Here is a 12,383-nt window from a genome sequence, read left to right as displayed (position 1 = left end):
CCGCAGGTTAATAAGTACTCACAGGCGCGTCAGCGCACGACCCGACCACGTGCCCGCCCGCACCTGGTCGATCACCGACACGACGTCGGCGATCGGGACCTCGTGGGTGATCGACTCGAGGCGGCTGGGTGCGAGGTCGGACGCGAGGCGGCCCCACAGGCGGCGCCGCTGGTCGATCGGGTACTGCACCGAGTCGATCCCGAGCAGGCTGACGCCGCGCAGGATGAACGGCAGGACCGTGGTCTCCAGCTTCGGTCCGCCGGTCAGTCCGCTCGCCGCCACGGCGCCGCCGTATTCGATGGTGCTGAGCACGTGGGCGAGGGTGGCGCCGCCGACGCAGTCGACCGCGGCGGCCCACTGGGCCTTGCCGAGGGGACGCGGTTTCGTGTCGGGTTCGGGGAGGCGTCCGATCACCTTGCTCGCGCCCAGCTGGGTGAGCAATTCCGCCTTCTCCGGCTTTCCGCTCGACGCGACCACCTCGAAGCCGGCCGCCGACAGCAGGTCGACGGCGACGGTGCCGACGCCGCCGCTCGCCCCGGTCACGAGCACCGGGCCGTTGCCCGGCTCGACGCCGCGGGACTGCAGTGCCTCGACGCTCATCGCGGCCGTGAAACCGGCGGTCCCGATCGCGGCGGCGGTGCGGGTGGACATGCCGTCGAGTTTCACCACCCAGTCGGCCGGGACGCGGGCGAACTGCGCGTACCCGCCGTGCCGGGCGGTTCCGATGTCGTAGCCGTGGGCGACGACCTTGTCACCGACCGCGAACTCCGGCGACTGCGACTCGGCGACCGTGCCCGCCACGTCGATGCCGGGCACGATGGGGTATTCGCGCACCACTCCGCCCTTCGGCGTCAGCGCCAGAGCATCCTTGAAGTTCACGCTGGAGTACTCGACCTGGATCGTGACCTCGCCCTGCGGCAGGAACGATTCGTCGACCGTCTCCTCGGAGAGGCCGATGGCGCCCTCGTTCTCGCGCGCGATCCAGGCGGTGAATTCCTTCATCAGCTTGCTCTCCTGACCTCGGGGGTGCGTCGAGTCCATCATGCGACAACTGCGCCGCGTCGACGATGCCGGGGCGAGGATCCCGGGATCAGAACCGGAGGAGAACCTTGCTCGACGACGACGCGTCCCTGGCCGACGCGAACGCGGTGAGCGCGTCGGCCACGTCGTACTCGGCCGTGATGATCGGATCGACCGCCAGCGAGCCGTCGGCGAGAGCGGCCACGACCTCGTCGATCTCGTCGTTGAACCGGAACGAACCGACCAGGTCCAGTTCCCGGGTGATCGCGATCGAGACGGGTACCGGCTGGTCACCGGAAGGAAGCAGTCCGACCATCACGACCCGGCCGCCGCGCGCGGTCCCGTGGATCGCCGACGACAGGCCGCGGTGGTTGCCGGAGCATTCGATGGTGACGTCTGCTCCGACCGCCGCGACCGCGTCGGTGTCGGTGGCCGTCAGGGTCACGTCCGCGCCCACGTCGCGCGCGATCTTCAGCGGGTACTCGTGCATGTCCACCGCCGTGATCTGCCCGGCGCCGGCTCGCTTCAGTACCGCCACCACGAGCGCGCCGATCGGCCCGGCACCGATGACCAGGACCGACCGGCCCGTCACGTCCCCGGCCCGCGCGACCGCGTGCCACGCCACGCTCGCCGGCTCGGCCAGGGAGGCGAGCCGCAGATCGAGGGCGTCCGGAAGGACCCGCAGCATGCGGGTGGGGACGGCGACGTGGCTGACGAACAACCCGTCCGCGTGCGGAAAGTGCGCCGCACTGCCCAGGTACGTGCACCCGGGGGAAATGTTGGGGCGGTCGGCGGGATACGTCGCACTGTCGCCGCCGGGTGTCGCGGGGTGGATGGCGACGGGGGTGCCGGGGCGGGGACCGCTGCCGTCCGTCGCGCCGATCAGCACCGTGCCCGACGCCTCGTGCCCGAGCCGCATCGGTGCGCGGAGGATCGACTCGCCTGCGGCGCCGTGCTGCCAGTAGTGGAGGTCGGATCCGCAGATTCCGCCGTAGGCGATGCGGATCACCGCTTCGTCCCGTTTCGGTGCGGCGATCGGCACGTCCTCGACGCGCAGGTCGTTCGCGCCGTGGGCGACGACCGCCTGCGCGTGCGTCGGAACCTCGACGGTGTCCGTGCCGGTGGTCTCGGTGGTGTTCATCGGTGAAGTCCAGTTCTGTCGGAGATGGGAGCTTGTCATCTGGTGACGGGTTCCGCGGTGGTGAGGAGTCCGAGTTCGTCCCTGCGCGGCATGCCCTCCCAGTCGCCGGACACGGTGCACGCGAAGGCTCCCACGGTCACAGCGGTCTTCAAACGGTCGCCGGGTGACTCCCCCGCGAGGCGGTCCGCGATGTATCCGGCGACGAAACCGTCTCCGGCCCCGACGGAGTCGACGACGTTCACCGGCACCGCAGGCAGGGAGTACGTCTCGCCGTCGACGATCGCCAGGCACCCCTGGTCTCCCAGTTTCAGGATGATTTCGCGGGGACCCAGGTCGCGGAGACGCGCGACGAGTTCTGCGGGTGCGCCGCCGCCCACCGCGATCGCGGCTTCGTCCTCACCGGCGAAGACGATGTCCGACAACGCTATCAGCTCGCGGAAGACGGGACCCGCTTCTTCCGGCGACCACAGCGCACGACGGTAGTTGAGATCGAACGACACCGGAATGCCCAGTGCGCGTGCCCGTTCGACGCAGTACAGGGTGGTCTTCCTGGCGCTGTCGGACAAGGCCGGGGTGATGCCGGTGACATGCAGCAGCGACGCCGACTCGAGCCGGTCGTCCGCGATGTCCGACATCGTGAGCCGCGACCCGGCGCTGCCGGTCCGGTAGTACCAGACACGGGTGGCGGTGGCGGTTCGCCGTTCCTTCACCATCAGTCCGGTCGGAGCGTCCGGGTCGCGGATGACGTCGGCGGTGATTCCCTCGGCCCGGAGTTCACGCTCGACCAGGTCACCCAGGCTGTCCCGGCCGACGCGCCCGATCCAGGCGACGTCGGCACCGAGCCGTCGTAGCGCGATCGCGAAGTTCGTTTCGGCCCCGCCGATTCCCAGGTGCAGCGTCGACGTGTGGGCGAGTGCACCGGTGTCCACCGCCCTGGTGAGTGCCATCGTTTCGCCGAACGTCAGTACCGTCATCACGCGACCGCCGGTTCTGCCACGACGCCCGTGAGGCGCCGGCATCGTTCGGCCAGCTGACCGAGGTCCCCGCCGCGGAGTGCGTCCCCGATCAGCGGGCCGCCGAGGCTGACCGCCGCCGCTCCGGCGGCGATCCACGCGGGGACGTCCTCGATGCTCACCCCGCCCGAGGGGACGACCTGGATGTCGGGGAAGGGCCCGCGCAGGTGCGCGATGTACTCCGGGCCGACCACCGACGCCGGGAACACCTTCACGGCTGTCGCACCCGCGTTCCATCCGCTCCACAGCTCGGTCGGGGTGAATCCGCCCGGGTAGATCGGGACGCCCGCACGCACGGCCGTGGCGATGACGTCGAGGTTGGTGGTCGGTGTCACGAGGAAGTCGGCACCCATGTCGAGGGCGGCGCGGGCCTGGTCGACGGTGGTGACCGTCCCGACCCCGATCTCGACGCCGTCCGGTGCGTCGCGCCGGATGCTGCGCAGGGAGTCGAGGGTGCCCGGCGTGCTCATCGTCAGCTCGACGGCACGAACTCCGTTCTCGGCGAGGACGGTCACCACCGGGGCGTACCGGTCGGCGTGCGCGGCGCGTAGCACTGCGATGACGGAGGAGGTCATGCCGCCGTCACCTCACGGTCGGTGGCGTTGGCGGCCAGCGTGAGGTCGCGGTCGCGGGTTTCCGGTGCCATCGTCGAGGCGATCAGAACGGTCACGGCCATCACGATCATGTAGACCGCGACGGGGATCCAGGAGCCGGAAAACGCCGTGACGAGGGCCGCGCAGATCAGTGGCGCGACTCCGCCGCCGAAGATCGACGCGAATTCACGTCCGAGAGTGACGCCGGCGTAGCGGTAGCGGGAGCCGAAGATTTCCGGGAAGTAGCTCATGGTGACACCGACCGCGCCCTGGCAGGCGAGGATGAAGCCGACGATCATCGCCAGCGTGATCAACAGGTGTGAGCCGGTGTTCAGGGCCAGGAACGTCGGCACGGGCAGGATGATGAGCGCGATCACGATCGAGAGGTACACCGGCTTGCGGCCCACCCGATCGGACAGACGACCGAACCCGTACGCCGCGATGCCGCCGCAGATGGCCCCGACCAGGAGCACCTTGGGAATGAAGGTGGGGTCGACGTGCACGTCGTTCTTGAGGTACGACGCCATGAAGACCTGATAGGTGTACGACTGCGCGCTGATGCCGATCGTCATGAACATGACGATGAACAGCGGCTTTTTGCCGTTCGCGAAGATTTCCTTGACGGGTGTCTTCGGAACCTGGTGCTGTTCCTTGAGTTCCTGGAACACCGGGCTCTCGGTCAATTTGCGGCGGATGACGAACGCGGCGATGGTGACGAGCAGGCTGCTGATGAAGACGAGACGCCAACCCCAGGACATGAGCTGTTCTTCCGGCAGGAGCTGCGCGGCGATCCACGCGACTGCGCCGAGAGCCGTGCCCAGCGCGGCCCCGGTCATCACCAGGGCGGCGAGCCGGCCTCTCTTGCCTATCTGCGCCGTCTCCGTCAGAAGGGTTGCACCACCGGACTGTTCGGCTCCCGCACCGAATCCCTGGAAGAATCGGCAGGCGACGAGGAGAGCGGGTGCGAGAAGTCCGACCTGACTGTAGGTGGGCAGCAGACCGATACCCAGTGTTGCGCCGCCCATCAGCATCAGGGTCGCGACGAGCACCCATTTGCGGCCGAGACGCTCGCCGTAGCGCGAGAAGAACAGGCCGCCGAGCGGTCGGGCGAGGAACCCGACGGCGTAGGCGCTGAAGCTCGCGAGGATGCCCGCCGCGGGCGAGATGTTCGGAAAGAACAGTGTGTTGAAGATCAGCGCCGAGGCGGTGCCGTAGATGACGAAGTCGTACTGCTCGAGTGTTGTGCCGATGAGTCCCGCCCACGCCGCCCGGCGGACCGCGGACGGGTCTGCCTGGGGTGTACCGCCTGCGCGGCCGGGTGTTTTCGGGTTCACCGTGGGGTCGAGTGTAGTGTCCATGGATTCCTCCATTGGTGGTTCCCGGAAATTCCGGGCAGGGGGTGAGAAAGTCAGATGGTCGCCCTGGACTGCAGCGTGATCGCGCCGAGGTCCGGGACCGGGGCGGATGCTTCACCGGCGGCGACAGCCGGCCCGTGGCGGACGATGATGTCGACGAAGTCCGCAATCCGCGAGACGAACTCGGTGTGCGTAGCGAGGACGCTGGGAAACAGGCCTCCGTCGACAAAGACGGAGCGAACGAATTCTGTAGTGGAAGCGGCGTTGTCGGCCATTCCTGCCAGGCGCGGTCGAGCGGGGTCGGTCATGGATCGGGCGTGTGGGCCGGGTTCGAAACCAGGCAGCGGGGCGATGCAGGCGAGATACGCCGCCACGGTCAGAGCAAGGAACTGCGGGACGTCACCGCGGCCGAGGTGTTCGAGTGCGGGGATCGGGATACGCTGCGCCAATTTGACCGATCCGTCGGAGCCGACCTGCGAGGTCCGGTGTCCCAGAGCGGTATTGGACCAACGCGAAAAGAGTTGCCGGATGTAGTCGTCCGTGTCGACCGCTTCGGGAACGGTGACTGTCGGCAGGTATTCGTCGCGCAGGATGCGGCGCGCCGCGTCCTCGACGAACGGTCGTGCCACGGACTCCGGGATGGTGGCACACCCGTCGAGTGCACCGAGGTACGCGATGAGCGAATGCGTCCCGTTGAGCAGCCGGACCTTCATCAGCTCGTACGGCTCGACGTCGTCGGTGAACAGCGCGCCGCCGTGCTCCCAGGCGGGACGGCCGGCGGCGAACTTCTCCTCCATCACCCACATCGTGAACGGTTCGGCGGGGACGGCGATCGTGTCCCGCACGCCGAGGTGCGTCAGGGCCGTCTCGTTGTATCGGTCCGAACTGGAAGGCACGATGCGGTCGACCATCGAATTGGGGAACGTCACGGACGCATCCATCCAGCCCAGTACCTCGTCACGGAGCGGCGCCCTGAAGGTGCCGACGAACTCGCGCACGAGCCGTTCGGTCTGCCGCCCGTTGGCCAGTAGGTTGTCGCAGCTGAGGATGGTGATCGGGGTGCCGTGCGTGCTCGCCCGCAGGGCCAGCGCGCGGGCGATCTGCCCGATCGTCGTGCGCGGCGTCGAGGACTCGGCGAGATCACGCCGGACGGCGTCGGAGTCGAGGTCGAGGGATCCGGTCTCGGGCGACACGGTGTACCCGTGTTCGGTCACGGTGATGGTCACGATCTTCGTTGCCGGATCCGCGATCGCGTGGACGACGGACTCCGGATCCTGTTCGGCCACCACGGTCCCGGTGTGGGAGCCGGGAACACTGACACGCGATCCACCGGGCGAGATCTCGACGACGCTGTAGAGCAGGTCCTGCGCGGTCATCGCATCGGCGACGGCGCTCGACCGGCTCGCCACACCGAGGATCCCCCACGGCCCGGGTTCGCGTTCCATTGCCAGCGCGGTGTAGACGGCCTGGTGGGCGCGGTGGAAGTTGCCGAGCCCCAGGTGCACGATCCCGGTGCCTTCCGGCACCCGCCGGTGGATCAGTGCCGCGGCTGGAACGTTTCGGCGTGAGAGTGGGTGTTCGGTCATGCTCGTCACCAATCCGTCATGGAGCCGTCGCGGCGCCGGGCGACCGGGAGGTAGGCCTGTTCGTAGGGATACTTCGCCGCGAGTTCCTCGTTCATCGTCACTCCGACACCCGGTGCGTCACCCGGGGTGAGGTGGCCGTCCGCGAACGACCACGCGTGCGGGAAGACCTCGCTGACCAGCGGGTCGTAGCCCATGTACTCCTGGATTCCGAAGTTCGGCGTCGCCAGTCCGAGATGCAGGCTCGCGCCCAGGGAGATGGGTGAGACGTCCGACGGTCCGTGCGGTCCGCCTCGCACCTGATACACCTCGGCGAGCGCAAATATTTTGCGGACGTGGCTGATTCCGCCGGCGTGGACGATCGCCACGCGAATGAAGTCGATCAGTTGCTCGGTGATCAGGTGCTGGCAATCCCAGATCGTGTTGAAGACCTCGCCGATCGCCAGGGGCGTCGTGGTGTGGTTGCGCACCAGACGTAACGCGTCCTGGTTCTCGGCCGGCGTGACGTCCTCGAGCCAGAACAGATTCACGGGCTCGAGCGATTTGCCCAGCCGCGCGGCCTGCTGCGGGGTGAGTCGATGGTGGGCGTCGTGCAGCAACTTGAGGTCGGGGCCGACGTGGTCCCGGACCGCCGCGAGTACCCCGGGCACATGATTGAGGTAGGCGTCCGTGTCCCACACCTCTTCGACCGGGAGTGCGCCGCGGCTCGCGGGCTCGTATCCCGCCGCCCCCTTGTGCACGCCGTAGACCGATTCGAGCCCGGGCACCCCGGACTGCACACGAATCGCCTGAAAGCCCTTCTCCCGCTTGGCATCGACGGAGTCGAGCAGCGCGGGCACGTCCCACCCGGTGGCGTGGGTGTACGACAGGACGCGGTCACGCACGGCACCGCCGAGCAACTGGTAGACGGGCTGGCCGAGCGTCTTGCCCTTGATGTCCCAGAGCGCCACGTCGACGGCGCCGATCGCGGCCATCGTGACCGGCCCGCGGCGCCAGTACACCCCACGGTAGAGGTACTGCCAGGTGTCCTCGATCCGGGTCGCGTCCCGTCCGATCAGCAAGGGAGCGACGTGGTCTCGCAGATACGACGCGACGGACAGTTCGCGGCCGTTCAGTGTCGCGTCACCGTAGCCGACGACGCCGTCGGCGGTGGTGATCTTCAGGGTGACGAAGTTGCGGGTGGGGCTGCAGACAAGCACGTCCGCGGCGATGATCTTGTCGGTCATGCCGGTGATCCTTTCGCTCCGACGGCGGGAGCGACGACGTTGCGCAACTGCTCCCCGCGTGCGAGTCGGGTGATGTTGTCGGTGATGTCGTCGACGCGGCCGAGGAACGTCTGCCGCGACACTCCGGAAGAATGCGGCGTCATCATGATGTTGGGGAGTTCGGAGAACGGGAGGGCACTGGGCGCACGTCGACCGTCGGCTCCGGGATAGTCGTACCAGACGTCGATGGCCGCGGCCGCGATGATCGACGAGGACAGCGCGTCGAACAGTGCCTGCTCCTGGACGAGAGGTCCGCGGCCCACGTTCACCAGCACACCGTCGCTGCCGAGCGCACGCAATTCCCCGGCGCCGATCATGCCCCGTGTCCGGTCGTCGAGCGGTGCGGACACCACGACCACGTCGGACTCGGCGAGCAGGCGCTCGAGTTGGGACACGTCGGCCGCCCAGGCCAACCCCTCACCCGTCGCATCGACGTTGCCCCGGCCGGTCACGGCCGCTCCCCTCGCGCCGAATGCCCGGAACAGATTCCACGCGGCGTTGCCGATGTGACCGAAACCGACGAAACCCACTCGCGCACCCTGCAGTGAATTCGACTGCGTGAGGCGGTCGTCGTAGACCGACGTCGCCCACACCCCGCGCCGCAGGGCCGCGTCCTGGGCGACGAAGCCGCGCCGAAGCATCACCGCGGCCGCCACGACGTACTCCGCGATCGACTGCTCGTGATGGAAGGTGTTCGCCACCAGCACGTCGGGGGCCAGGGCGTCGAACGAGATGTTGTCCGTGCCGGCGCCGGCGACGTGGACGAGGCGCAGCGTGGTCGCGGACGACGCCATCGACGGCGTGAACTTTCCCCCGACGTACACGTCGGCGTCGCGCAGATCCTCGATCAGGGCGGCCTCGTCGAAGCTGCCGTGCCAGGACAGTTGCGATCCTGCGGGAACCGCGGCATCGAACCGCGCCCGGTGTGGGATCAGATTACTGTCGGCAACAACGATTTTCATCTAACGGCTCTCTTTTCCGGGGCGAAACACCCGATCGTGCGCCGGTCCGGCCGACGCACGGACGACAAGTTGTGTGGGGAGGTGAAGTTCGCGGACGTCGGAATCCGGTTCGCTTGCGCGCTGGTACACCAGGTCGAGACTCAGCACGCCGGCTCTCGCCATCGGCACGTTGACACTCGTGAGCGCGGGGTTGGCGAGCTCGGCCAGCGGTGAGTCGTCGATGCCGACGACGCTCAGGTCGTCCGGGACCGAAAAGCCCATTGCGCGGACGCCGTTCATCACACCGATCGCCATCGGATCGTTGTGAGTGATCACGGCACTCGCACCGGTCGCGATCACACTCGCGGCCGCGGCATGACCACCCGCGAGGGTCTCCTGCTGCCAGCCGAGCAGGCTCAGCTGCACATCGCGGGACTTGCAGAATTCCTCGACCGCGGCGACGCGACGCTGATTCGACCAGGACTGCGGCGAGCCCTGGACGTAGGCGAGGTGTTCGTGCCCGAGTGCGACCAGGTAGTCGATGGTCTGACGGAGACCGTCCTCGGAATCCGCCACGATGCAATCGCATTCGGGCGAAGACCGGTTGACGAGCACCAGCGGGGTGTCGCCGGCGAGTTGCACGATGTCGGACGCGGGCAGTCGCGGCGCGCAGACGACGAGTGCGTCGACGCGACCCTGCAATTCGCCGAGGACCTCACGCTCACGATCTGCGCTGCCGTCCGTGTCGGTGAGGAGCACGGTCTGCCGCCGGTGCCACCCCTGAGCCTGCGCCGCCTTCACGAAACTCGCGAACACCGTGTGCCCGATGTCGGGCACCACGACAGCGACTGTGGTGGCCGTCGGCCTCACGGCGTCGTTGCGCGTCGGCGACGCCGCCCGGTAGCCGATCTCGTCGGCGGCCGCGATGATCCGCGCGAGAGTGTCCGGTCCGATCCGGTCCGGGGCACTGAACGCCCGCGATGCGGTGGACAGGGATACCCCTGCGCGTTGAGCGACCTCGGTCAAGGTGGGTGCCACGGTGCTACCGCCTCGCTGTTCGTTGTGACTGCCGACACACACTATCCACCGACTTGCGCAAGGTTGTCAATACTTGCGCAAGACTTGCGGTAACTGTTGTGCGTCGTGCGGGTTCACACGTCCAGGAGTGACAACAGCCGATCGGATTCGAACAGCGCGTCCCGGTCGAACGTGGATGTCGAGGCCAGGAGTTCGTTGGCGCCGGTGCGTGCCCTCAGCGCGTCGAGCGCGACCCTCACCTGGTCGGCGTCGCCGTGGATCGACGACGCGATCGTGGTGTCGACCTGTTCCCGCAGCCGCGGGGTCCAGGGCTGAGTGCGGATGTCCGCGACCGATTCGAGCGGCGGGAACTCGCCGGTCCGGCTCGATTGCGCCAGTGCCCACGCCTCCGGGAGCAGCAGTTCGCGGGCCCGGTCGTCGTTCTCGGCGATCATGACCTCGAGCGAGATCATCACGTACGGGTCCCGGTGTGCGGCGGAGGGGACGAAGCTGTCGCGGTACCGGTCGAGTTCCGGGATGCGCGCGCCCACCCCGTGGAGGATCGGACCGCCGACCACCACCGGCAGACCGGCCTTCGCGGCGAAGTCGAGTCCGCGGCGGGTCGCGAGAACGAACATCGGCGGCGGGTTCGTCACCTGGGGCCGGGCCGTCACGGCGGCCTTGCCCTCGAGGTAGTTCCGCACCTCGTCGAGGTCGTCCGCGAACGTGTCGGGGGCGTTGCGGTCGCGTCGCAGTGCCTCCCGCACCGGCTTCGTGAATCCGAGGGACCGTCCGACCCCCAGGTCGATGCGGCCCGGGTACATGGCCTCGAGCATGAGGAACTGTTCGGCCACCACCAACGGCTGGTGGTTCGGCAGCATCACACCACCCGAGCCCAGCCGGATCCGGCTGGTGCGGGCGCCGAGGGCCGCGAGCAGCACGGGCGGCGACCCGCTCGCGATGCCCGGCACGGCGTGGTGCTCGGCCACCCAGAACCGCTCGAATCCGAGGTGTTCGGCGTGCACCGCCCGCTCGATCGTCCCGGTCAGCGCGGCAGAGTCGGGCGCACCCCGGCGCGTGCGGGACCGGTCCAGAATCGACAGCTTCACCTTGGACGCAACGGCCGCCGCGGTGCGCATATTTCCCCGGAGGCCAGCAGGCGAAACGTCACAGCAGCGGCCGAGTCGATGAGGCGTCACGGCCGGGCCGCTGCCATACTGTCGCGCACGAAGTTCAACGGTCGTCGGGAGGTCAGTGGTGGGCAGCACGGAGGCGGTTCCGGACACTCCGGACGTCGATGCCGAGTGGAACGAACTCGACGCCGCCGAGGTCGGGTACTCCTCGCAGATGGAGGAATGTTCCGACTTCTTCCGTCAGCCCGAGCTCGCCCACCTGCCCGATTCCCGGCTGGACGAGGCGCTGCGGTCGCTGACCGTGTCGGGGCGGTACGAGCAGACCCGGGAGGAGATCGAAATCGGCGCCCAGCTGGCCTGGCGCAACCACGCCCGGTGTGTGGGCCGAAAACATTGGCGGACGTTGAAGCTTCTCGACGCCCGGCACGCCACCAGCGCCGACGAGATCGCGGAGGCGTGCTGGGAGCATCTGCGGATCGCGACCAACGGCGGTGCGCTGCGGTCCGTGATCACCGTCGGTCCGCTTCCTCTCGCCGACGGTCGCGAGTACAAGATCCTCAGCCCTCAGCTCATCCGGTACGCCGGCTACCGCAACGCGGACGGGACGGTGACCGGGGATCCCGCGCAGGTGGGCATCACCGAGGCCGTCACCAGGATGGGGTGGCGCGGCGCCGGAACACCATTCGACGTGCTGCCCCTGCTGATCAGCACCCCGGACGAGCCGCTGCGCTGGTACGACGTTCCCCCGGAGTTGGTGCTCGAGGTCGAGATCGAGCATCCCGACCATCGCTGGTTCGCCGATTTCGGTCTCAAATGGCATGCGGTGCCCGCCGTGTCGAACATGAGATTCTCCGTCGGCGGGCTGACGTATCCGCTGGCCCCGTTCAGTGGGTGGTACGTGAGCACGGAGGTCGGGGCCCGCAACTTCAGCGACCGGGACCGGTACGACATGCTGCCCGCCATCGCCGAAAAGCTGTGCCTGGACACGTCCTCGGAGCGGACGCTGTGGCGCGACCGGGCACTGGTCGAACTGAACCGCGCCGTGATCCACAGCTACCGGCAGTCCGGCGTGCACATGGTCGATCATCACACCGTCGCCAAGCAGTTCATCAGCCACGTCGAACGCGAGGAATCGCTGGGCCGCAAGTGCCCCACCGACTGGTCGTGGATCAACCCGCCGATGTCGGCGGCACTCACCCCGACGTTCCACCGGCTCTACGACGCACCCGACATGGACCTCCGCCCCAACTTTCTCCCGGCACCCGCGACGTCGGGTTGTCCGTTCACCGGCGGGAACCTGTAGGACGTCGGCCCTACCCGGT

At 68.3% G+C, this 12,383-nt stretch carries 11 protein-coding genes; 1 reads left to right on the top strand and 10 read right to left on the bottom strand.

Features of this window, described 5'->3' with window-relative positions; translation table 11 throughout:
- Positions 1-18: 18 nt before the first annotated feature.
- From JWS13_RS31620 to JWS13_RS31575, 10 genes are all read right to left on the bottom strand, one after another.
- Complete coding sequence (locus tag JWS13_RS31620) at positions 19-1,002, bottom strand: MDR family oxidoreductase (protein ID WP_206009271.1); 984 nt, start codon at positions 1,000-1,002, stop codon at positions 19-21.
- A gap of 88 nt (positions 1,003-1,090) precedes the next feature.
- Positions 1,091-2,161 (bottom strand): L-idonate 5-dehydrogenase, encoded by a 1,071-nt coding sequence (locus JWS13_RS31615; protein ID WP_206009270.1) that lies wholly within the window; start codon positions 2,159-2,161, stop codon positions 1,091-1,093.
- A gap of 35 nt (positions 2,162-2,196) precedes the next feature.
- Positions 2,197-3,135 (bottom strand): sugar kinase, encoded by a 939-nt coding sequence (locus JWS13_RS31610; protein WP_206009269.1) that lies wholly within the window; start codon positions 3,133-3,135, stop codon positions 2,197-2,199.
- Positions 3,135-3,749: a bifunctional 4-hydroxy-2-oxoglutarate aldolase/2-dehydro-3-deoxy-phosphogluconate aldolase gene (locus JWS13_RS31605; protein ID WP_206009268.1), complete on the bottom strand. Its 615-nt coding sequence runs from the start codon at positions 3,747-3,749 to the stop codon at positions 3,135-3,137. The genes JWS13_RS31610 and JWS13_RS31605 overlap by 1 nt, the downstream gene beginning before the upstream one ends.
- The gene (locus tag JWS13_RS31600; RefSeq protein ID WP_206009267.1) at positions 3,746-5,125 is read right to left on the bottom strand and encodes an MFS transporter; all 1,380 of its coding nucleotides are present in this window, start codon (positions 5,123-5,125) and stop codon (positions 3,746-3,748) included. The genes JWS13_RS31605 and JWS13_RS31600 overlap by 4 nt, the downstream gene beginning before the upstream one ends.
- Before the next feature lie 50 nt (positions 5,126-5,175).
- Positions 5,176-6,708 carry a mannitol dehydrogenase family protein gene (locus JWS13_RS31595; protein ID WP_206009266.1) on the bottom strand — a complete coding sequence of 511 codons (1,533 nt, stop codon included), beginning with the start codon at positions 6,706-6,708 and terminating at the stop codon, positions 5,176-5,178.
- 5 nt (positions 6,709-6,713) lie between these two features.
- On the bottom strand, positions 6,714-7,931 hold the full coding sequence (gene manD, locus JWS13_RS31590) for a D-mannonate dehydratase ManD (protein WP_206009265.1): 1,218 nt from the start codon (positions 7,929-7,931) through the stop codon (positions 6,714-6,716).
- On the bottom strand, positions 7,928-8,932 hold the full coding sequence (locus JWS13_RS31585) for a 2-hydroxyacid dehydrogenase (RefSeq protein WP_206009264.1): 1,005 nt from the start codon (positions 8,930-8,932) through the stop codon (positions 7,928-7,930). Before JWS13_RS31585 ends, manD begins: the two co-directional genes overlap by 4 nt.
- Positions 8,933-9,949, bottom strand: coding sequence for a LacI family DNA-binding transcriptional regulator (locus tag JWS13_RS31580; RefSeq protein WP_206009263.1), 1,017 nt, complete (start codon positions 9,947-9,949; stop codon positions 8,933-8,935). It lies immediately after the preceding gene.
- 113 nt (positions 9,950-10,062) lie between these two features.
- Positions 10,063-11,037 carry an LLM class flavin-dependent oxidoreductase gene (locus tag JWS13_RS31575; protein WP_206011820.1) on the bottom strand — a complete coding sequence of 325 codons (975 nt, stop codon included), beginning with the start codon at positions 11,035-11,037 and terminating at the stop codon, positions 10,063-10,065.
- 238 nt (positions 11,038-11,275) lie between these two features.
- Between JWS13_RS31575 and JWS13_RS31570 the strand changes: the two genes are divergently transcribed.
- Complete coding sequence (locus JWS13_RS31570) at positions 11,276-12,364, top strand: nitric oxide synthase oxygenase (protein ID WP_206011819.1); 1,089 nt, start codon at positions 11,276-11,278, stop codon at positions 12,362-12,364.
- Positions 12,365-12,383: the final 19 nt, after the last annotated feature.

This window comes from Rhodococcus pseudokoreensis (assembly GCF_017068395.1).
In the GTDB taxonomy this organism is placed as follows: domain Bacteria; phylum Actinomycetota; class Actinomycetes; order Mycobacteriales; family Mycobacteriaceae; genus Rhodococcus_F; species Rhodococcus_F pseudokoreensis.
Note: the sequence above shows the minus strand (reverse complement) of the source record. Positions and strands in the feature narration are given on the sequence as shown.